The organism is Rhizobium aouanii (assembly GCF_037002925.1).
Classification (GTDB): domain Bacteria; phylum Pseudomonadota; class Alphaproteobacteria; order Rhizobiales; family Rhizobiaceae; genus Rhizobium; species Rhizobium aouanii.
On sequence record NZ_JBAMYD010000012.1, the window covers coordinates 215523 to 235014 of the forward strand.

Annotated in this window: 23 protein-coding genes and 1 pseudogene; 8 read left to right on the forward strand and 16 right to left on the reverse strand. The window is 61.8% G+C overall.

The annotated features are described in order from the left end of the window. The first annotated feature begins 5 nt into the window (after positions 1 to 5). Positions 6 to 575: a TetR family transcriptional regulator gene (locus V8P77_RS21805; protein WP_335914203.1), complete on the forward strand. Its 570-nt coding sequence runs from the start codon at positions 6 to 8 to the stop codon at positions 573 to 575. On the opposite strand, the gene V8P77_RS21810 is transcribed toward V8P77_RS21805, so the two are convergent. The 4 genes and pseudogenes from V8P77_RS21810 to V8P77_RS21825 all read right to left on the reverse strand — a co-directional run bounded on the left by V8P77_RS21810 (position 572) and on the right by V8P77_RS21825 (position 2514). Then, positions 572 to 1177, reverse strand: a complete 606-nt coding sequence (locus tag V8P77_RS21810; protein ID WP_335914204.1) for an exopolysaccharide biosynthesis protein — start codon at positions 1175 to 1177, stop codon at positions 572 to 574. The genes V8P77_RS21805 and V8P77_RS21810 overlap by 4 nt on opposite strands. A 28-nt stretch (positions 1178 to 1205) precedes the next feature. Next, positions 1206 to 1508 (reverse strand): hypothetical protein, encoded by a 303-nt coding sequence (locus tag V8P77_RS21815; RefSeq protein WP_335914205.1) that lies wholly within the window; start codon positions 1506 to 1508, stop codon positions 1206 to 1208. Between the two features lie 44 nt (positions 1509 to 1552). Then, positions 1553 to 1741 (reverse strand): annotated as a pseudogene (locus V8P77_RS21820) (TerC family protein); the annotation flags it as partial. A 296-nt stretch (positions 1742 to 2037) separates the two neighbouring features. Then, positions 2038 to 2514, reverse strand: a complete 477-nt coding sequence (locus V8P77_RS21825) for a YcgN family cysteine cluster protein (RefSeq protein WP_012756671.1) — start codon at positions 2512 to 2514, stop codon at positions 2038 to 2040. 204 nt (positions 2515 to 2718) lie between these two features. Between V8P77_RS21825 and V8P77_RS21830 the strand changes: the two genes are divergently transcribed. The 3 genes from V8P77_RS21830 to V8P77_RS21840 all read left to right on the forward strand — a co-directional run bounded on the left by V8P77_RS21830 (position 2719) and on the right by V8P77_RS21840 (position 6428). After that, positions 2719 to 4929, forward strand: coding sequence for a transglycosylase domain-containing protein (locus V8P77_RS21830; protein ID WP_335914206.1), 2211 nt, complete (start codon positions 2719 to 2721; stop codon positions 4927 to 4929). Positions 4930 to 5299: 370 nt separating this feature from the next. After that, entirely contained in the window at positions 5300 to 5887 is a 588-nt protein-coding gene (locus V8P77_RS21835) for a DUF1214 domain-containing protein (RefSeq protein ID WP_017959644.1), read from the forward strand. Beyond that, positions 5880 to 6428 (forward strand): DUF1254 domain-containing protein, encoded by a 549-nt coding sequence (locus V8P77_RS21840; protein WP_017963550.1) that lies wholly within the window; start codon positions 5880 to 5882, stop codon positions 6426 to 6428. Before V8P77_RS21835 ends, V8P77_RS21840 begins: the two co-directional genes overlap by 8 nt. 13 nt (positions 6429 to 6441) lie before the next feature. Here the strand turns inward: V8P77_RS21840 and V8P77_RS21845 are convergent, their stop codons facing one another. Beyond that, on the reverse strand, positions 6442 to 6609 hold the full coding sequence (locus tag V8P77_RS21845) for a hypothetical protein (RefSeq protein ID WP_335914207.1): 168 nt from the start codon (positions 6607 to 6609) through the stop codon (positions 6442 to 6444). Positions 6610 to 7149: 540 nt separating this feature from the next. On the opposite strand from V8P77_RS21845, the gene V8P77_RS21850 reads away from it, so the two are divergent. Together V8P77_RS21850 and V8P77_RS21855 are read left to right on the forward strand one after the other, a co-directional pair. After that, positions 7150 to 7356, forward strand: a complete 207-nt coding sequence (locus V8P77_RS21850; RefSeq protein ID WP_077976028.1) for a hypothetical protein — start codon at positions 7150 to 7152, stop codon at positions 7354 to 7356. Between the two features lie 247 nt (positions 7357 to 7603). Further along, positions 7604 to 8653, forward strand: a complete 1050-nt coding sequence (locus V8P77_RS21855; protein ID WP_335914208.1) for a DUF2336 domain-containing protein — start codon at positions 7604 to 7606, stop codon at positions 8651 to 8653. A gap of 69 nt (positions 8654 to 8722) precedes the next feature. On the opposite strand, the gene V8P77_RS21860 is transcribed toward V8P77_RS21855, so the two are convergent. The 6 genes from V8P77_RS21860 to V8P77_RS21880 all read right to left on the reverse strand — a co-directional run bounded on the left by V8P77_RS21860 (position 8723) and on the right by V8P77_RS21880 (position 13978). Beyond that, the gene (locus tag V8P77_RS21860; protein ID WP_335914209.1) at positions 8723 to 9067 is read right to left on the reverse strand and encodes a DUF1491 family protein; all 345 of its coding nucleotides are present in this window, start codon (positions 9065 to 9067) and stop codon (positions 8723 to 8725) included. 80 nt (positions 9068 to 9147) lie between these two features. After that, a complete protein-coding gene (locus V8P77_RS21865; protein WP_335914210.1) occupies positions 9148 to 10596 on the reverse strand; it encodes a methyl-accepting chemotaxis protein in 1449 nt (482 codons plus the stop codon). Positions 10597 to 10835: 239 nt separating this feature from the next. Beyond that, positions 10836 to 10985, reverse strand: a complete 150-nt coding sequence (locus V8P77_RS34825; RefSeq protein ID WP_373694604.1) for a type II toxin-antitoxin system RelE/ParE family toxin — start codon at positions 10983 to 10985, stop codon at positions 10836 to 10838. A 140-nt stretch (positions 10986 to 11125) separates the two neighbouring features. Further along, positions 11126 to 11344, reverse strand: coding sequence for a hypothetical protein (locus V8P77_RS21870; protein ID WP_335914211.1), 219 nt, complete (start codon positions 11342 to 11344; stop codon positions 11126 to 11128). A 161-nt stretch (positions 11345 to 11505) separates the two neighbouring features. Next, a complete protein-coding gene (locus tag V8P77_RS21875; RefSeq protein WP_168267692.1) occupies positions 11506 to 12426 on the reverse strand; it encodes a peptidoglycan-binding domain-containing protein in 921 nt (306 codons plus the stop codon). Further along, positions 12398 to 13978, reverse strand: a complete 1581-nt coding sequence (locus V8P77_RS21880) for a sensor histidine kinase (protein WP_335914212.1) — start codon at positions 13976 to 13978, stop codon at positions 12398 to 12400. Before V8P77_RS21880 ends, V8P77_RS21875 begins: the two co-directional genes overlap by 29 nt. A gap of 412 nt (positions 13979 to 14390) precedes the next feature. On the opposite strand from V8P77_RS21880, the gene V8P77_RS21885 reads away from it, so the two are divergent. Continuing rightward, the gene (locus V8P77_RS21885; RefSeq protein WP_335914213.1) at positions 14391 to 14885 is read left to right on the forward strand and encodes a DUF5330 domain-containing protein; all 495 of its coding nucleotides are present in this window, start codon (positions 14391 to 14393) and stop codon (positions 14883 to 14885) included. 272 nt (positions 14886 to 15157) lie between these two features. Next, positions 15158 to 15580, forward strand: a complete 423-nt coding sequence (locus V8P77_RS21890; RefSeq protein ID WP_168312260.1) for a SufE family protein — start codon at positions 15158 to 15160, stop codon at positions 15578 to 15580. 267 nt (positions 15581 to 15847) lie between these two features. Here the strand turns inward: V8P77_RS21890 and V8P77_RS21895 are convergent, their stop codons facing one another. The 5 genes from V8P77_RS21895 to V8P77_RS21915 form a co-directional block, all read right to left on the reverse strand. Next, on the reverse strand, positions 15848 to 16279 hold the full coding sequence (locus V8P77_RS21895; RefSeq protein WP_003557810.1) for a Ros/MucR family transcriptional regulator: 432 nt from the start codon (positions 16277 to 16279) through the stop codon (positions 15848 to 15850). Between the two features lie 440 nt (positions 16280 to 16719). Then, positions 16720 to 17052 (reverse strand): monovalent cation/H(+) antiporter subunit G, encoded by a 333-nt coding sequence (gene mnhG, locus V8P77_RS21900; protein WP_025393822.1) that lies wholly within the window; start codon positions 17050 to 17052, stop codon positions 16720 to 16722. Further along, positions 17049 to 17402, reverse strand: a complete 354-nt coding sequence (locus tag V8P77_RS21905; protein ID WP_168346125.1) for a cation:proton antiporter — start codon at positions 17400 to 17402, stop codon at positions 17049 to 17051. The genes mnhG and V8P77_RS21905 overlap by 4 nt, the downstream gene beginning before the upstream one ends. Then, positions 17399 to 17872, reverse strand: a complete 474-nt coding sequence (locus V8P77_RS21910; RefSeq protein WP_017959628.1) for a Na+/H+ antiporter subunit E — start codon at positions 17870 to 17872, stop codon at positions 17399 to 17401. The genes V8P77_RS21905 and V8P77_RS21910 overlap by 4 nt, the downstream gene beginning before the upstream one ends. Continuing rightward, positions 17869 to 19452 (reverse strand): Na+/H+ antiporter subunit D, encoded by a 1584-nt coding sequence (locus V8P77_RS21915; RefSeq protein WP_335914214.1) that lies wholly within the window; start codon positions 19450 to 19452, stop codon positions 17869 to 17871. Before V8P77_RS21915 ends, V8P77_RS21910 begins: the two co-directional genes overlap by 4 nt. Between the last annotated feature and the right edge of the window lie 40 nt (positions 19453 to 19492).

A 19492-nucleotide genomic window follows, 5' to 3' on the forward strand; every position in this document is an offset into this window, starting at 1 on the left:
ATTTCATGCCGCGCCGCCGCACACTGTCCGACAAACAGCTTCTCGCCATGGTGCTGGCGCTGATTCATGCCGAGGGGCCGGATGCAGCGACCTTTGCGGCGGTGGCGAAAGCCAGCGGACTTTCCGGTTCGACGCTGGTGCAGCGTTTCGCCACGAAAGCAGCGATGCTGCGCGCAGCGCTGCTTTATGCCTGGGACCGGCTGGATGCGGAAACGGCGCGGCTTGCCGAGACCGTGCCGAAAACGCCGGACGGCGCGGTCGCGCTGCTCGTCGGCCTGTCGCAGGATTACGGCGACAATGCCGCCGCCTATGGCGAGGGACTGCTGGTGCTTCGCGAGGATTTTCGCGATCCGGTACTGCGCGCCCGGGGTGCTGCCTGGGGAGCGGCACTGACCGCGGCGATCGCGCGATGTTTCGGATCGGCAAAGGCGCCGGAGACGATCGCCCGGCTGATGCTGTCGCAATGGCAGGGTTCGCTCATCTGGTGGGGTTTTGGCGCCGAGGGGCCGGTGGCCGCCTATGTGGAGACGGAGCTTCGGCGCTTCCTCGTCGCTGTACCTGTCCATTCAGCTTAAGAGGCTGTGAAGATCATCGCCTTGATAAAATAAAGCAAAGCGGCGGTCGCGACGATTGTCGCCAAGGTGAGCAGCAGTCCGATCAGGGTGACGAGACCATCCCGCTCCATCAGGGCGACGGCGAGCACCACCAGCGAGAACACCGGCAGAATATTGCCGAAGGGGATCGGCAGCGCGATCACCACGGCGAGCAGGAAGACAGGAATGCCGAGCAGCGCCTGCACCGTCGGGCCGGTGAAGGCCTCCAGCCGGCCGGCGCGCACGACCCTCTCCACCCGGGCGATCACCGGGACCGCGTGACCCACGACGAGATCAAGCGATGCGGACGAAACCCGGCGATCCCTGACGATGGCGGGCAGCCAGACCTTCCGGCCGCCCGCAACGATCTGGAGGGAGACCAGCGCAAGCGCGGTGCCGAAAATCATTCCGAACGGCCCGGGAATCGGGGTCAGCGCCGGGATTGCCAGGAACAGGATGGTGAAGGCGATGCTCGTCGAGCCCATCGCCTCCAGAGCCTCGCCGATGGAGAGGCCGCCCCTCACCCGGGCGAGTTCCAGCATCTCCCGGAGCCGCGCGGTGGCCACACCGTCTTGATCAGACATCACGCAGTCCATTTTCAGCTGACCACCGTCACGCACCCTCGTCGGCTCCCTTCAGGGCGCCGACGAGGGCTGCGCATTGCGGGTCGCTGCCGTCGAGAAGTTCGGCCGGCGCGGTATGGCCGATCGCTATGCTGACGACTGTGGCCGCCGCCCAGCCGTAGTCGCCGGCAGCGCGCTCTATGAGCTTCGGCCCCCGGGATGTCAGGCAGGCCTGGGATTGGCGGACGATCTCCACGGGAAGCCGGGCGCGCTCAGCCTGTTGCTGTATCTCAGCCTGCAACGGATCGACGACGAGCAGGGCAAAAATCCAGCCGATGAAATTTGAAATCATATCTGTTTCCTTCCTTTGTTAAGGTATTCCCTCGCAGAGCCCGCTCAGGCGGGCTGCTGCGGATCCCGCTTTTTGAGGAGGCTCCAGACCGCTCCGGCAGCGATGATCGCGAAAGCGATGCTGAGCAAGAGCGCGGCCGGAAATTTTTCAAGGCCCAACAGATCGGCGAGAAGGATCTTCGAGCCGATGAAGATCAGCACGATGGCAAGCGCCGGCTTCAGGTAACGGAAGCGGGGCGAAAAAGCTCGACCACATCCAGAGCGGCGTTCCCAGCCGCTCGACGAACAAAAAAGAGAGATTCAAGGATAGTCCCCTGTCGGCACTGGTTGTCGGAGAAGAGGTCCGACATCACAAGAGTGCCGAAGCTCTCGCCAGAGGGGCCCGGACCAGCGGGTCGCACTGCAAGTAGGGTCTCACTCTTCAATAATCAAGCAGCGGCCAATGCGGATTTTACGCATCGCGCGGAGGTAAGGCGTGCGCTGTGCGAATGCGTCATTCGCCCCGCAAGAGAAAGCCTTCGTCAGCCGTATCAGGCGTCCTCATCGTCCTTCTCCTCGCCCACAGTCAGCGGCCAGTCGACGACGTAGTCTTCGAGATCGTCGAGATCGATCTCATTTTCGTTGATCGCGCGGCCTCGCGCGGAAATGCCGGCGGCATGGACGGTCTCCGGGTCGCCGGAGACGAGCGGGTGCCACCAGTAGAGGTCGCGGCCTTCATTGACCAGCCGGTAGCCGCAGGTGGGCGGCAGCCAGGCGATATCGGGCACGTTCTCCTTGGTCAGCTGCACGCAGTCCGGCACGAAATCCCAGCGGTTCTCATAGCTGGAGCAGCGGCAGCTTTCGCCGTCGAGAAGCTTGCAGCTGACCGAGGTGAAATAGATATCGCCGCTATCCCATTCCTCGATCTTGTTGAGACAACAGAGGCCGCAGCCGTCGCAGAGGCTTTCCCACTCAGCGACGGTCATTTCGGCAAGCGTCTTACTCTTCCAGAAGGGCAGATCGTTCATCGTTCGTTTCTTGCAACAGCAACCCGCAAATTCGCGTGACCCTGATGCATCTCTCTTGTTATCAGCCGCAAAATCAATCAATCCTTCAGTATACTCCTGGTACTCGGAGAATTCTCTCCTCGTATCGGAGAGCTTTGCGGCCATATGCGGGCCTCGCGCTTTCGTCGGATATGACCGAAGCGAGATCAGGCGGGAATACAGGACGTGCAAGATCCGGACAACCCAGGAAATGGGCCAGGAAATGGGCCAGAAAACGGGCCAGAAAAAAGGCCCGGAAAAGCGGCGAACGAGGCGGCGGAAAAGCGGCCGGCGAAGAGCCGTCACATTCTGCTGCGCATCGATTCCTGGATCGATTCGACCGTCTGGAACGCCGGCTTCCGCGCCGCCGAGATCTGGGAAGACATTACCATCTTCTTCCGCCGCTTCCGCGTGCGCGGCTGGAAGCGCATGGTCTTCGAACTTGCCGGCGAAGGGCTGACGCTCGGAGCGGCCGGCTCGGTGCTGCTGCTGGTGCTTGCCCAGCCCGCTTTCGAGGCGACCAAGGAGGACTGGCGCAACCGCGGCGATTTCGCCGTCACCTTCACCGACCGCTACGGCAATGTCATAGGCCATCGCGGCGTCATCCATCAGAATTCCGTGCCGATCGACGAGCTGCCGGATTCGCTGATCAAATCGGTGCTCGCCACCGAGGACCGCCGCTTTTTCGACCATTTCGGTATCGATTTCATCGGCCTCTTCCGCGCCATGAGCGAGAATGCACGCGCCGGCGAAGTCGTGCAGGGCGGCTCGACGCTGACGCAGCAGCTTGCCAAGAACCTGTTCCTGTCGAACGAACGCTCGATCGACCGCAAGGTCACCGAGGCGTTCCTGGCGCTTTGGCTCGAGGCGAACCTTTCCAAGAAGGAAATCCTCTCCACCTATCTCGACCGCGCCTATATGGGCGGCGGCACTTTTGGCGCCGCGGCGGCGGCGCAGTTCTATTTCGGCAAGAACATCACCGATGTGAACCTTGCCGAATCCGCCATGCTTGCCGGCCTGTTCAAGGCGCCGGCGAAATACGCACCGCATGTCAACCTGCCGGCGGCGCGTGCGCGCGCCAATGAAGTGCTGACCAATCTGGTGCAAAGCGGGCTGATGACCGAGGGCCAGGTGATCGCCGCCAGGCGCAATCCGGCCACCGTCGTCGACCGCAACGAGGTGGAATCGCCCGATTTCTTCCTCGATTGGGCTTTCGACGAGGTGCAGCGGCTTTCGTCGCGCTTCCACCAGCATTCGCTGATCGTGCGCACGACGATCGACATGGGCATCCAGCAGGCGGCGGAGGATTCGGTCGAAACGTCGTTGCGAGAATATGGCGAGGCCTATCACGCCAAGCAGGGCGCGATGGTGATGATCGAAAACGGCGGCGCCGTCCGCGCCATGGTCGGCGGCCGGGATTACGGCGAGAGCCAGTTCAACCGCGCCAGCAGGGCGCTGCGCCAGCCAGGCTCGTCCTTCAAGGTCTACACTTATGCGGTGGCGATGGAGAGCGGCATGACACCGCAGACGACGATCGTCGATGCGCCGATCTACTGGGGCAACTGGAGCCCGCACAATTACGCAAACCGCTATGCCGGCCGCATCACGCTTGAGACCGCGATCGCCCAGTCGATCAACACCGTGCCGGTGCGGCTCGCCAAGGAAAAACTCGGTATTCAGCCGATCCGGGCGATGGCGAAGAACCTCGGCGTCGAAACGCCGATCCGCGACGACGTCACCATCCCGATCGGCACCTCCGAGGTGACGGTCCTCGACCAGGCGACGGCCTACGCCACCTTCCCGGCCGGCGGCTACCAGTCGCGCCGCCACGGCATCACCCAGATCCTCGATTACGACGGCGACGTTCTCTATGATTTCGACCGCGACGAACCGGCGCCGAAGCGTGTGCTCTCCGAACAGGCCGACGCCTATATGAACCAGATGCTGTCGCGCGTTCCCTATGTCGGCACGGCGCGCAAGGCGGCCCTCGACAACGGCATCCTGACGGCCGGCAAGACCGGCACGACCCAGGCCTATCGCGACGCCTGGTTCGTCGGATTCACCGGCAATTACACCTGCGCCGTCTGGTTCGGCAATGACGACTACACCTCGACCAACGAGATGACCGGCGGTTCGCTGCCGGCGATGACCTTCAAGCGCGCCATGGATTACGCCCATCAGGGTGTGACGCTGCGCGCCATCCCCGGCGTCGAAAACCCCCTGCCCTCGGAAAAGGACTTCGCCAAGACTGCCGCCGCCAAGCCGCAGGACGGATTGCCGCAGCTCATCCGGCCGCGCATGCTCTCGGTTCAATCGACTGGCATCCTCAAGAAGCTCGGCGAGAAGCTGAAGGATGCCGCCCCGCTCGCGCCGGCGAAGGTGGCGAGCGCGGAGTAGTTGGCGGGATCTTACGCGCGGGTTCCGAAATCTCCGGCCTGGGAGATTGCCGACGCCGGCCCCTCATCCGCTTGCCGGCACCTTCTCCCCGTAGACGGGGCGAAGGGGACACGCCGCAACCTCTCCGTTCCTCGCCCACATCTCGCAAGGCACGTCCCCTCTCCCCGTTTTACGGGGAGAGGGCTAGGGTGAGGGGCAGCCATCGGCCAGAACCGGACAGCCCTACATGACGGCTTTGCCGCACCTGGCAGACGGCTTTGCCGCACGGACATAAGCTGGGATCAATCGGCGCCTATGTCACGGCCCGGCATTCCACCCTGCCAGAATCAGTGGTAACCCTTTCATCCGATATGGTTTCCAAGGTCATGACGTGTTTCGATTCCCCCTCTTTATCGCGATCACGCTGATCGTCGCCTTCGGCGGCGGGATCATGATTTCGCTTTATGCGCTGGACGCGACACAGGGTTTCGGGGCGATCAAGCTCGGTGCCTGGGAGGCCTTTCCGGCGTTGCAGACAGTCGAGGCCGATCCTTACGCCAAATCGCATCGCGCGCGTGCCGGCAAGCTTCTCTATGGCAGCGCCGAGGGCCTGACCTTCACGGCGAGCGTCGACGACGAGGGCGCGCGGCTGAATGCCAATTGCCGCTACCGCATCAGCGGGCAGACGCCGCCTGCCCGGCTCTGGACGCTCTTTACCGCCGACAATGGCGGCAATCCGGCAGCGGTGAAGACCGGGCATCCCTCAGCGCTCAATTCCTGGACGGTGCTGCGCAATCAAGACAGCAGTTTCTCGATCGAGATCTCAGCCGTCGCGCAGCCGGGCAACTGGCTGGCCCTGCCGGAGGCCGGCACCTTCCGGCTGGTGCTGACGCTGTTCGACACCCCGACAGCCGGCAGTTCCGGCGTGATCGACCTCGCTATGCCGAAGCTCACCAAGACCGGATGCGGCAATGCTTAGGATATTTTTCGCCGTCCTGACCGGCCTTTTCGGCGCAGCCCTGCTGCATCTCGTCATCATCCTGTCGCTGCCGCATTTCACCGGCAGGGATGCGGCGACCCGCGTGGAGGCAGAGGGCGACCTCAATAATTTCTACCTGCTCGGCGACCAATATGACGAGGCTGGCCTTGCCAATGGCGACCCCTTCCTGCGCACCGCCGTCTGCTCCTTCGACGTCGAGGATGCGCCGGTACATTTCACCGCCAAGGGCAACGTGCCCTTCTGGTCGATCGCGATCTATGACAGTGCCTCCAACGAGGTCTTCAGCATGAACGACAGAACATCGGTCGGCGGCGCGCTCGACGTGCTGGCCGGCAGTCCCATCCAGCTGACCGACCTGCGCAAGAACTTGCCGCAGGAGCTGCAGCAGGCGATCCTGGTGGAAATGGCACGGCCGGACGGCTATGCCGTGCTGCGGACGCTGGCGCCGCAGGCGAGCTTCGATGAGGCTGCGCGCAACTTCCTGACGGAAGCCGGCTGCGAGCAATTCGCCGCTCGCTGAGGTTGAAGAGCGGTTACTTCTTGTTGACGCGCGGCGCGGGCGCCGGACGATGTTTCGGGCTCTCGGCCAACCGCTCGTAGCGGACGCCGGTGAACCAAAGGATCTTGGCTTCGCGGGGCTCCTTGTCCGGGCGCCGCGGCGCCCGCGGCGGCCGATCCGCCAATGCAATTACTATTGCCATTCTCGTCTCCATGCACTGCCCGAGACGGATGAAGTTGCGATGGATTTCACCCTGCCCGCCAATGTGCGGGCCGGCGCGTCCTGCAGTGCCGGGATGACCGGACCGAGGGCATTCGCGCCTTTCCCACGGCACCTGATTGAAATACCGTGATGCGGAGTTTCAACGATCCAAATACTCAAATCGCGTCGTTCCTATCCGAATTGAGACAGATGACAGTTAACAGTTTACTAATACTCGGCCGATGCCGAACACAGTTCACGTTACTTCCCCTTTAACGCTCGAAGAGTTGATTTGGTTTCACCCCGCCTGCGCAAACGGCCGGCTGGAGATCAACGGATAAAATTAGAAACAATTCATATAGTTGACATCGGCGCTGCAATCCGCCGGCCGGGAAAAAGGGCGATGTTGCAAAAAAACATCATGAAAATATTTAATTGCGAGGCGCTCAGATGCGCGTATGTTCGCTCATGTCGATCACACGTTTCCGGCTTCCGATCGATCGGGATTTCCACGTTCTTGCCGGAATGCGGAGGGCAAGCGGTGTCTTTGCTGGTGAATTCATCTTTCTCGCCTGAAGATCTCGACGTGCTGCGCAGTGCGCTTGATGCCTGGTGCGCAGAACGGCGCATCGACATCAAAAGCGTCGACGCGCAATTCGCGGCATCCGCAGCACTCGACCTTTATCAGGCCGGTTACGACAGCCGCGAAAAACTACTGCACGCGCTGCGCGATCACAGGATCGCCTGAGTTTTCCACCATCTCAGCGGTTATGAACTATCGTCGCGGCGCACCTTCTAAACCATGAATTTTTATGTGCCGGCTAACCATTTTTGGACACGCCGCGCGTGTATATCTCTGTTACATTTTAATAAAATCTTCAGCATGCATTAACCGTACCGGTGTAGGATTTGTTCATAACCGTATGGCCTGACATGCGTTCCGCCAACGCATATCGGCCCTTGGTCCCCTTGTTCTGCGTTTTCGGGGTGTATTTGTGCGTGACCGGTTTCGAGACCTAGAAGGCCCCTTGGCCGTCAGGAAAAAGGACGTGGTATTGATGGCGACTGTCAGCAGTTTCGAGAACCTGTCTCATCCGACACGGTCCGAACTGCGCCAATTCGCCGAACTTTTCATGCCGCTGTTCCAGGCCTCCTCCGACGAGGCCAAGCGCCAGGCGGTCGCCGCCCTTTCTCAATGCAAGAACATGCCAGCCGCGGTGGCGCTGTTCATCGGCAACCAGCCGATCGAGATCGCTGCCCCTTTTCTTGCCGCCTCAAAGGCAATCGCCGACGATACGCTGATCACCATCGCGCGCATGCAGGGTGCAACGCATGTCAAGGCGATCGTCAGCCGCGATTCACTCTCGCCGAAGGTCATCGATGCTTTGGTGGCGCTACGCCAGAGCCAGCCGCGGTCGCCGGCCGCATCGGCGCCGATCATGGAATCGCCAGCGGTCCCGCTTTCGCCAGCAGCGGCAGAGACCAACGAGGCGGACGCGCTGGAGGAACAGCGGGTTGCCAATGAAGAGGCGCTGCGCGAGCGTATCCTCGGGCTTGCCGGTCATCTCGGCCGGGCCGACGAGGACAGGCTCGGCCTGCGCACGCTCACCGACATTCAGGAGGCGCTGCTGGTGCGCTTCGCCCGCTCGCGCGAGGCGACGCATTTCGCGACCGCACTTGCCGATGCGCTTTCCGCCAGCCGCTGGCTTGCCGAGCGCATCATGCTCGATCTTTCCGGCCAGCAGCTCGCCACGACGCTGACCAGCCTCGGCATGAGCTTTCTCGATGCTGTCTTCGTGCTCGAAAGGCTCTATCCGCACCTTGCCGAACAGCAGCACAATGTCACTCGCGGCTGGATGGTGCTCGATGCGCTCGACCCGGAAGAATGCCACGAACGCGTCGAAGCCTGGCGGCGCGCCGACCGCTACACCTATAGGCACGACGTACCCAATGTGCCCGCACCTCAGGAAACGCCCAACCACCGCTTCATCCGCCAAGCGCCGCCGCAGCGCGACATGCGCGTCATGGGGCGGCGGTCTCGCTGAATTAGAACGACTAACCTCACCGCATGGCGAGCTGTTCGAAAAGGTGAAAGCTGACGCACGCCTTGGCTGTCAGCCGTCCCTGGCCAGCGGGATCATGTCGCCCAGTTCCTCCGCCTCCAGCTCAACGATCCAGAGATCGGGGTCGAATTTGCGTTCGCGCTCCAGCATCGCACGCACCGCTTCCGGATCGCTGCGCGACAGGCGGACCTCGAACAGACGGTCGCCGGCCTGGCCTTCGTCGAAAGCGGTCTGCGGCGCCGGCGCATAGAGCGTTTCCAGGCCGTCGCGGAAGTGCTGGCGGATGAAGATCGCACCCGCCTCCTCCGCACCCTTCTTCTCGACGGCGGCGAAATCGCCGCTGGCGAAGACGCGGCGCAGGAGGGCTGAAACGAAGATGTCGGCGCGTAATCTCATCGGCGCGGTATAGACCGGCGCGCCGGTGGCGGCAATGCAGGGCCAGAGTTTGACCCCGGGGTCAAACCTTGATCCCCAAGTCAGACCTTGACTGCCAGCCGCAATCCTCCCCAATGCCGTCCGCGGACGGTGATCGGAGCGGAGATATCCTTCATCATCACGAAATTGCCGCCGCCCATGTCTCGCCGATAGGTCTGGACAAGGAAGGGTGCGGTGCTGCGGCCGGCGGCAAGACCGACGCGATCGGCGAAGATGCGGCGATTGCGGCAATTGGCAGTGTTCCAGACGGTGTCGCCAGGCCGCTGGGCTTGCGAGAATTTCCGGTTGTGGGTCGGCAGATAGCCGTTCTCGTCGATCGCCGCGCAGAAGGCGATGCGCTCGTCCAAGGTTGTGACGGGCTCCTGGATCGGCGGCAGCAGGCGATCGGTGAGCTCGGTGAAGGCTGCCATCATCTGCGCCGGATCGGAGCCTGGTATCGGCCGATAGCGTCGATCGAAGAGCGCATCGAACCCGATCTGCCCTTCAGCGACGGCGCGTTCGAAGGCGCCGGAAATCTGTCTTGCCACCGACTGCGCTTCCTCGATCCAACGGCTGTCGGCGGTCTTGACGCCGGCGCTCGCCGTCAGCTGGATCAGGGTTTCCGAGAGGCCGACGACGCTGTCGACGCGTTTTGCCGCCTGCTGCAGCCTGACATTCGAGCCGGCGACCTCGGCCGACATCTCGCCGAGTTTCTCGACGAAACCGGCGCATTGCTGATCGACCGCCTCGGTGGTGTTGGCCATGACAGTCGAACTGTCGAGGATGCGGGTGATGACATGTTCCATGCTTTCGAAGGCGCCGCGCATCGCCTCCGACTTGTCACGCACGCCGGCTGCACTGTCGCGCGCATCGCTGCCGGCGGCCGACAGCCGGTCGATCTTCACGCGCAGTTCGTCCAGCGTCTGCTGGATGGAGCCGGTCGCCTTCGAGGTCTGCAGCGAAAGCGCCCGGACCTCGGTGGCGACGACCGCAAAACCCTTGCCCGCATCGCCGGCGCGCGCCGCCTCGATCGCGGCGTTCAGCGCCAGGAGGTTGGTCTGGCGGGCGATGGTGCTGATCTCCTCGGCGATATTGTCGACATCGGCAAGCGACTTCGAGAAGCCGGCGATCTCAGCGCCGATCTCGTTGGAGGACTGGACCATGTGACCGATCTCGGCGACGGAGCCCGTCAGGCGGTCGGCCGATTCTTTCAGCATGTGGCGGGCCTCGGCCGCCGTGCGGTCGGTCTCGCGCAACGACATGGCGACCGAGCGGTTGGTCTCGGCAATCGAAAGCGCGGTGCGGGTGACATGATCGAAGGCGGAGGCATGCCGTGCCGACATTCCCGCCATGTCCTGGATGGCGCCGGCGATATCGACGAGATCGATGCCAAGGGTGGAGGCTTCTTCGGCAAGACGCAGCAGGATGTGGCGCAGCACCTCGCGATCAGGCCCTCCCGCTTCGACCGCCGGTTCTCCGGCCAGATCGTCTATCGCCTTCAGCGCATGCATGACCGATGCTCCCCGTCCCAATCAGAAAAGCTTCAGGCAACATGGTTAATAAGTTGCAAACAGCGGTCACGCCTTAGACTTAGGTTGTAGGGAAAGCGGCCGGATGGTACCGTCTGCGATGCAGGCTCGAGGTTTGCTTGTGCTTTTCGTCGCCTTACGTGCCGCGCCAATTAGGCATGTTCGGCGCTCGATTCGAAACGAGGGCTGAACTGGGCCGAGGCGAGTAGACACATATCACGCTACACGCGGTTTTCCCGTCCGTGCCAAACGCGCACGACAACAAGCGTGCCCGTTTCCTCATGGATACGATAGCGTAAAACGCAGGCGTTTTTGCCAAAAGGAACAAAAAGCTGACGATAGGCCGCGTGATGTTCCATTCGACTACCGATATTGGGGGGGGTTCCAGAAGCATCTGGATGCCTTCGTCAATCGCCAACATGGCCTTTTGCGGCCAATGGGTTGCCTTGATCTATTAAGAAGCCGAGAAGTCGCTCGATGTCGTCTTCTGCCTCCGGCAAGAAAACAAATTTCATTGCGGGTCCGCTTTGCGGGCGGCTTCGGCGGCAAAGCCGCGCAGTCTGGCCCGGACCGTTTCAAACGGCACCGACGCTCCAGTTTCAAGATACCGCTGCCAGCGCCCTTCATCCTCAGCCTGTTCGCTGATCTTGCGCTCCGCTTCATCAGCATAGGAGCGCTGCACGCCTTCGGCAAAATCTGCAAGGGAAGCACCCTGCTTTTCGGCAAGCACGCCAAGACGGGCTTGCAGATGCGGGTCAAGTTCCAGCGGTTGGGTCTTTGGTGGACGCATAGATAAATTCTATCATCTTACTCGATTGGGCAAAAAGGCTTTTTGCCGATTTAGAACAGGAATGTCGTCCGAAAACCGCTCACCCTTTTCAGCATGATGTTCTAAATCGCGCCGATTTCCTTGAGTTTCTTCAGTACCGCCTGGTTCGGCTCGCCGTCTTCGGGCAGGTTGTAGTGCTTCTGAAAATGGCGGATGGCCGCGCGGGTCTGCTCGCCGGCGACGCCGTCGACGCCGACATTGGCATAGGCCATGTTGGAAAGACCCTTCTGGATCTTCAACACCAGGTCGACATTGGTGATTTGGCTTGATGGAACCTGCTTTGCCGCCGATGGAACCGTTTTGACGGTCTTCTCGGCGCTGCGGATCGCCGCTGCCACCGGGTCTTCCGCCGCCGCCTTCGAGCTGACATCCTCGGGCGGCTTTTCGGCGGGTACGGTCGAGGGGCCGGCAGCATCAGTCTTCAGCGCCACGAGCACCTCCGGCGTCGGATCGCCGGTCTGGGTCATGCCGACGGTTTCCTCGAAGAAGAGAATGGCCGCACTGGTGCGGGGGCCGATGATGCCGTCGGGTATGCCGTTATAGAGGCCGCGGCGCACCAGCTGCTGCTGGATGTCCATGACGAGCTGGCTCGGCTGCTGGCCGGGTGCGGCAGGCGCCGGTGTCGCGTTGGTGGTGGCGGTATCCTGCGGCCGTTCGATCCGGAAGGTGGTGACGTCACCCTGTTGCTCCTCGGCCGGGCGGCGGGCGCCGAGCACGGTTGGAGACTGCGGATCGCGGGTGCGGAAGATCGGATGTGGATGCAGGCCCGGCTGATACCAGAGCGCATTGGCAGCGACGAAGGAGAAGATGACGGCGAAGGTGATCGTGCCGCCGGCGACCGACGGATTGCGGCCGATGACGCCGCCGAGCACGGATGCGCCTTGCAGGCCGAGGCCGCCGAGGGCGGCAGCGCCTGACATCAGAAGGCCCGGCTGCTGCCGTCCCCTTTTTCCCTTAGGCGATTTTCGCTTGCGCGCGGCCATCGAAACGCCCCTCTTCCAACTCTACACTGCTATTGACCGCGCCCTTCAGCCGCGGCGGAAACTCGACAGTCGCGCCATGGCCGGCGTCTTCGGCGTTCTGGGCACCCGAGCCGTCCATTGCGATCTCAATGGTAATGATCGTGCCTTCGCCCGGCTGGCTGGCGATGGTGAAATACCCGCCATGCAGCGCCACCAAGCCCTTGACCAGGGAGAGACCGAGGCCGGAGCCTTCGAAGCGGCGGGTATAGTCGTTCTGGATCTGGACGAAGGGCTGGCCGAGCAATGCCAGCTTGTCGGCCGGGATGCCGATACCGGTGTCGCTGACGGTCAGCTTGACGATGCCGTCGCGGGCTGCCGCATCGACCGAGACGACGCCGCCGGCCTCGGTGAACTTTATGGCATTGCCGACGAGGTTGATGAGGATCTGCTGGATGGCGCGCTGATCGGCGACGATCTCGCCGAGGCCACGTTGGACACGGCTCGTCAGCGTGAGGCCCTTGGTCTTCGCCTGCAATGCCAGCATCGATTCGCAGGATTTGACGGAGCTTGATATATCGAAGGCTTCGAGGATCAGCTCGTAGCGGCCGGCTTCGATCTTGCTCATATCGAGCATGGTGTTGACGACGGACAAGAGATGCGCGCCGGATTCGCGGACCAGGCCGACATATTCGCGCTGGCGGTCGTTTTCAAACTTGCCGAAATATTCGCCGATCAGGATATCGGAAAAACCGAGAATGGCGTTCAGCGGCGTGCGCAGCTCATGGCTGACGGCCGCGAGGAAGCGCGATTTGGCATCATTTGCGGATTCGGCATCGGCGGCGCGGTTCTGGGCTTCGTCACGCAGCTGCTGCTCGACGGAGACATCGCGCAGCTGGGCAATGATGGCGGCAAGCTCGCCGTCGGCATCGCGCCGGGCCGTCATGTCCATTCTCAGATAAGCGAACTGGCGCTGATCGCGCGAGACCGAGGGCCGGTCGAGGCGCAGGTCGACGCTCTGAGCATCTTCGCCCCGGCGCAGGCCATCGAGCGCCTGCAGGAAAAGAATGCGGTCGGAGACATGCACCTGCTCGAGGAAGCCCCTGCCCTTCGGATCGCGCATCCAGGCGAGGAAATCGCGCCGGTCGCGACCACCGACGGTCGCCACACTGCCATGCGGGTCGAGGAAGAAGACGAGGCCGGGGGTGGCGGCAAGGAAGAAATCCTCGGCCGACTGCGTGGCGATACCGGCGGACGAACCCTGACGGGCGAGCGCGATGCTGCCGACGGCGGAAAAGAGAAAGGCGGCGCAGACCATGGCGACACCTGCCGGCAGCGCCACCGCCGGACTGGTGACCGCCGAAAGGCCGATAGGAGCGGCAACGAGAGCAGCCGACGAGAGCAACACGAGGCGGCGCAGGATCGCGAGCTCGCGCTGGCGCACGGCTTCACCGCCACCCGTCCGGGAGAGCCAGCTTGTCGCTGCCCGGTCTACGAGGGCCGTCATCCAGCCGCCAATGTTACTCAATACACGCACGCAATACCCGCCCGAAAGGCTGTCTATCGATCCGGACAATAGGCCTTGGCGACTTAAAGAAAGGATAAGGCAAAAGCGCTGTTCACAGCCTGAAACGGCCGAAATTCTCGTTTTGAAGCATCTGGAAGGCTCTTTGCCTTTTGTGGTTAATAGGGGGTAAGCGACGGATTTTCCTCATATTTCGGCATTGCGTTAACTCCTGTGGCAAGGCGAGCCGGCAAAAGTCCTGCAATTGCAAGCAGGTGCTGCCCTGATGCTTAACGGCGATCGCTCGCATTCGACTAAAATGCGGCTCAAATGCCGTTCGCTAAAATTTGAACTAAATTTGCCGCAAATGCGCGTGAGTTTCGAAAAGCGGCATTCGCAACTTGGCGGTAGGGTGAAAACACACCGGACAACCGGCCTGATTCGGCGACAAGAACCGGACGGGGAAACAGGATGGGCAACGACAATGTGGTTTCTGATCAAAGGTTCCTTCTGGTTTGGCCTCGTGCTCGTGCTTCTTTCCGTCTTCAGCACGGAGAGTTCCGACAAGCTCGCCAACGGCCCGCAATTGCAGCTTTCCGACGCATTCACGGCGGCAAGCGGCGCCTATGACTATTTGACCGGCATGTGCTCGGAAAAGCCCGAGGTCTGCGCCAAGGGCACCGAGACCCTCACCGCACTCGGCTACCGGGCCCGCGAAGGCGCCCGCGTTGCCTATGAACTGCTCGACAGCCAGTTCAAGGACGAGGCGCCGGCAACCGCAAGGCTTGCCGAACCGCAGATGCCGGTGGCGCTCAACATGCCTTTCCTCGCCACGCCTGCCATCCAGGAAAAGGTGCGCGAGGCCAAGGCTGCGCTCAACCAGCCGATGCCTTACCGTCCGCCGGTCGAGGACGATGCCTCTCCTGAGATGGTGGTAACAGGCGCTATTCCGCTTCCGACGCCAAAGCCGGCGATCTGACGATACTTTCGCGGGCATTCGTCCCGCAATACCTTTCGGTTTTATAGCTTGCATCGGTGGTCCGCATGACGCGGAGATGCCCCATGCCTGACGTGCCTGCCCTGTTTAATTCAGCATGTTGCTGCGCCGTGAGGATGCCCATCCCTCACGGCGTTTCTTTTTAGCGGTTCAAATCTGCCGGTCCTTCACCTATATGCACTTCTAGAGCTTTTCCGGACGCAAAACCGCTGCGCACTTTTGCTGGAACTGCTTTAACAGTGAAAGGCTTCTCCATGGCATCCCTCGACCAGATCATCGACGACTTCGCTTTCCTGGACGATTGGGAAGACCGCTACCGCTATGTCATCGAACTCGGCAAGGCGCTGCCCGACTTGGCCGAGGAGAAGCGCACCTCGGAGAACAAGGTGATGGGCTGCGCCAGCCAAGTCTGGCTGGTGACGCATACGACGGGCGATGCCGACAATCCCGTCATGAGCTTCGAGGGTGATTCCGACGCCCATATCGTGCGCGGCCTCGTCGCCATCGTGCTTGCCACCTATTCCGGCAAGACGGCATCCGAGATCGCCGGGCTCGATGCGTTTGAAATATTCTCGAAGATCGGCTTGGTGGAGAACCTGTCATCGCAGCGTTCGAACGGACTGCGGTCGATGGTGAACAGGATCCGCGAAGAGGCAAGAGTCCGCGCTGTGGCGTGAAAGAAATGATGGCTGATCGGCTTTCAGAGACGATTCGGACAGCGTCCGCCTTGGCCCAACGAGTATATTAACACCTACTCATAGTATAGGAATACATTCTAAGCCCGTCGGTAAAGCATAAGACGGAGCCCTTCACATATCGTGGCGCCCACTCGCATCACCGCCGAAGGCCCGAAATACTCGAAAGATTATTGTCCTCGCCTCGAAAAGGCACAAAAAAAGCCGGGCACAAGACCCGGCTTTTTTCGTTGCTGCTTTCGAAAAAGCTCAGCCGCGGCCGCGCTTGCGGCGCTGCCCGAGGCCCATCTCCTTTGCCAGGCGCGAACGCGCTTCGGCATAAGCGGGCGCTACCATCGGGTAATCGGTCGGCAGGTCCCACTTCTCGCGGTATTCTTCCGGCGAGAGGCTGTGATGCGTCATCAGGTGGCGCTTGAGGGACTTGAAGTTGCCGCCGCATTCCAAACACGTGATCTGCTCGTCCTGTACGGACTTGCGGACAGAAACTGCAGGCTTCTGCTTTTCGACGATCGCCGCAGCAGGCTGCGGTACGGACGTGTTGCTCAGTGCCGAATGCACGTCGGAAATCAGATTGGCCAGGTCGCTGACCGGTACAACATGGTTGCTGACATAGGCCGCGACGATGTCGGCTGTCAGTTCCACAAGCAGCTCCGGCGCATTGCCGGTCGCTATATCCGTCATATTCTTTCTCCTGTTAGCATGCTCAAACGGCCTTTGACTGACACGCCAAAGACCCGCCTCGTAGAAGCGAACAGCAAAAGCACAGGAAGCGACCTTCTGTTTCGAAAAACGCGAAATCCACCCCTAGATTCCGAAGAGCGTGACCTGTTCTTATACTGCCTGACCGGAAACCACTACGTCCTGCCCCAGGCGATGGCCTCAGTTTAGACATTAAAAATCAAAACTGAGGGACTTGGAAGCAGTACGATTGCAATCCACAATCAGAACTCTACTTGCATTTTCAAATACCATCGTTTGGTCGAAAGGCCAATTATTATTTGTCGTTTTTCTTGAGAAAAAGTGACAGATGAAGAATTGAGGGGCTCTTCGGCAAGCTTTACTCACAGCTTCCTGTGCATAAGTTTTGCATAAATCTGGTAAAGTCCCCGAACAGCATAGGCTCAACGATCCCTGATATCGTCACGGACCGAGAATGCACCGAGATCATATCCCGAACGATGAGCAGCTCTGGCAAGCAGGTGGGCAGACACCGGCGCCGTCAGCAGGAAGAAGACGAAACCGGCAATGGCGCGGGCGAGAATCGCCGGGTCCTCTGAATAGAGGCCGGCGGCAAGCAGCAACAGGCCGGAGCCGACAGTGCCCGCTTTCGAGGCCGAGTGCATGCGCGTATAGAGATCGGGCAGCCTGACCAGGCCGATCGCCGCCGCAAGCGCAAAGAAAGCACCGGCAATCAGCAGCAGGGCGGTGACGGCAGCCACGATATAATTGATCATCGCTTCTTCCCCCCTGCCCGGCGCTTTTGCCTGTTGCCGTTTGCCGCAGTGGCGGGCGGCTTCGATTTGATGTTGCCGCGCGACAGCACGAATCGGGCGAAGGCGACGGTCGCCAGGAAACCGACGAGGCCGAGCGAGATGGCGATATCGATATAAAGCGAAAAGCCGGTCTTGACCGCGATGACGGCGATGAAGCCGATGGCGATGCCGGTCAGCATGTCGAGGGCGAGGATCCGATCCGGCAATGTCGGGCCTGCAACGACCCGCCACACAGTCAGAATCAGCGCCAGGCCGAGGATGACGAGTGCGGCCGAGGATGCGAGTGCGACGACGGCGGCAGGTGTGATCACCGGAAGGCCTCCATGATCTTGCGTTCGAAACCGTTGGCGATATCACGCTTGGTCGTCTCAGGATCGGAACAATCGAGCGCGTGCACATAGAGCGTGCGGCGATCTGCAGAGACGTCGACCGAAAGCGTGCCGGGTGTCAGCGTGATGAGGTTTGCGAGCAAAGTGATCTCGAAATCGCTCGTCACCGTCAGCGGGAAGGCGAAGATGCCGGGCTTCAGCTTCATATCGGGCGAGAGGACGGTGACCGTGACCTTCCAGGCCGACAGCGACAATTCCTTCAGGAACAGAGCGGCGAGCGAGAGCACCGGGAGGACGCGGGGGATATGCCCCTTGCCGCCGAATGACTCGCGGATGATGACCAGCGCCAAGGCCCCGAGCAGCAAGCCGAGGACGAGATTGTGCAGCGAGGCGCTGCCGGTAACAGCGACCCAGGCAATGGCAAGTAACAGGTTGAAGAGGAAGAAGATCACGGCGCGCGCCCTTCCGGGAAGACCGAATGAAGATAGGCCTGGGGATCGGCCAGGCCGGCAGCGGCCGATTGCGACAGCGCCAGCAACTGTTCCGGCAGGATGCCAAAACCGACGACCAGCGCTGTCAGTGCCGCGAGCGGCAGGCCCGTGCGCCACCTGGCCCCGTGCGGTCTCAGGGTTATCGGCGACAATGCTATCGGCGTCAGGGCTATCGGCGCCGGGCGCCAATAGGCGAGCAGGAAGAGACGGCCGAAGGCGATCGTCGTCAGAAAACCGCCGACGAGGATCGAGGCCGCCAGCCACCAGACACCGAGATCGAGCGAGGCCTTGACGAGAATGACTTTCGGCCAGAAGCCGGAAAACGGCGGCAGGCCGCAGGCGGCAAGGAAGAGCGCGAGGGAGAGCGCGGTGAAGCCGCCGCTTTGCCTGTAGAGCCCGCCGAGGGCCGACAGCGAAAAGCCGCCGCCGCGCCGGGCGATCTCGCCGGCGGCAAGATAAAGCGCCGTCATCAGCACCATCGAATGGAGCGCATAGAAGACCGCGCCGCTGATGCCGCCAAGGCCGCCGAGGGCGACGCCCGCCAACATGTTGCCGATGCCCGATATGACGACATAGCCGAACAGCCTGCGGATATCGTTTTCGGCAAGCGCGCCGAGAGCGCCGACGACAATGGTCGCGGCGGCGGCGAGCGCGATCACCAGGCTCAACTCCTGGCGCTCCATCGGCAACAGCATGACCATCACCCGGATCAGCGCGTAGATGCCGACCTTGGTGAGCAGGCCGGCAAACAGCGCGGAGACCACGATGCGCGGCGTATGGTAGGCGGCGGGCAGCCAGAAATTGACCGGGAAGGCTGCCGCCTTCATGCCGAAGGCGAGCAGGAAGAGACTCGCCAGCGTCATCAGCGGCGCCGTGCCGCGCAAATCCCCAGCTTTTGCGGCGATATCGGCCATGTTGAGCGTGCCGAAGGCGGCATAGAGGATGCCGACGCCGACCAGGAACAGTGTCGTGGCAATCAGATTGAGCACCGCATATTTCAGCGCGCCGTCGATCTGCTCACGCTCGGAACCAAGGATGATCAGTCCGAAGGAGGAGATCAGCAGCACCTCGAACCAGACATAGAGATTGAAGATATCTCCGGTGAGGAAGGCGCCGGTGACGCCGGCCATCAGCAGCATGAGCAGCGGGAAGAAACCGTATCGCCGGCCGCTTTCGCCAATATCGGCCAGCGCATAGATGCCGCCGGCAAGCGCGGCAAGGGCCGCGGTGAAGGCCATCAGCACACCGAAGAGATCGACGGTGAAGGCAATGCCGAAGGGCGGCAGCCAGCGGCCCATGACCATGGTCAGCGGCCCGTCGGCTGCGACCTTGGCGAGCAGTGCCGCATCGATCAGCGCCAGCGCCGCTAGGCCAGGGATGGCAAGCCAGGCCTGCAGACGGGGATAGGCGCGCAGCATCAGCAGGACGGCGCCGAGCGTGATGCAATGGGCGACCGGCAGGATGGCGAGCCAGTGACCGATCGGCACCGGAGCGGTGATCAGGGCGGCGGAGAGATCAACGGTGGCAGTGGGGGCGGCCATCAGATGGCGCCTCCGCTATCGCGAGAGAGGGCCTGCCTTG

Excerpts from the sequence above, each read along its gene's own strand:
- V8P77_RS21805 (WP_335914203.1), top strand. The coding sequence starts at position 6 with ATGCCGCGCCGCCGCACACTGTCCGACAAACAGCTTCTCGCCATGGTG.
- V8P77_RS21810 (WP_335914204.1), bottom strand. The coding sequence starts at position 1,177 with ATGTCTGATCAAGACGGTGTGGCCACCGCGCGGCTCCGGGAGATGCTG.
- V8P77_RS21815 (WP_335914205.1), bottom strand. The coding sequence starts at position 1,508 with ATGATTTCAAATTTCATCGGCTGGATTTTTGCCCTGCTCGTCGTCGAT.
- V8P77_RS21825 (WP_012756671.1), bottom strand. The coding sequence starts at position 2,514 with ATGAACGATCTGCCCTTCTGGAAGAGTAAGACGCTTGCCGAAATGACC.
- V8P77_RS21840 (WP_017963550.1), top strand. The coding sequence starts at position 5,880 with ATGCTTAGGATATTTTTCGCCGTCCTGACCGGCCTTTTCGGCGCAGCC.
- V8P77_RS21845 (WP_335914207.1), bottom strand. The coding sequence starts at position 6,609 with ATGGCAATAGTAATTGCATTGGCGGATCGGCCGCCGCGGGCGCCGCGG.
- V8P77_RS21860 (WP_335914209.1), bottom strand. The coding sequence starts at position 9,067 with ATGAGATTACGCGCCGACATCTTCGTTTCAGCCCTCCTGCGCCGCGTC.
- V8P77_RS21865 (WP_335914210.1), bottom strand. The coding sequence starts at position 10,596 with ATGCATGCGCTGAAGGCGATAGACGATCTGGCCGGAGAACCGGCGGTC.
- V8P77_RS21875 (WP_168267692.1), bottom strand. The coding sequence starts at position 12,426 with ATGGCCGCGCGCAAGCGAAAATCGCCTAAGGGAAAAAGGGGACGGCAG.
- V8P77_RS21885 (WP_335914213.1), top strand. The coding sequence starts at position 14,391 with ATGTGGTTTCTGATCAAAGGTTCCTTCTGGTTTGGCCTCGTGCTCGTG.
- V8P77_RS21890 (WP_168312260.1), top strand. The coding sequence starts at position 15,158 with ATGGCATCCCTCGACCAGATCATCGACGACTTCGCTTTCCTGGACGAT.
- V8P77_RS21895 (WP_003557810.1), bottom strand. The coding sequence starts at position 16,279 with ATGACGGATATAGCGACCGGCAATGCGCCGGAGCTGCTTGTGGAACTG.
- mnhG (WP_025393822.1), bottom strand. The coding sequence starts at position 17,052 with ATGATCAATTATATCGTGGCTGCCGTCACCGCCCTGCTGCTGATTGCC.
- V8P77_RS21915 (WP_335914214.1), bottom strand. The coding sequence starts at position 19,452 with ATGGCCGCCCCCACTGCCACCGTTGATCTCTCCGCCGCCCTGATCACC.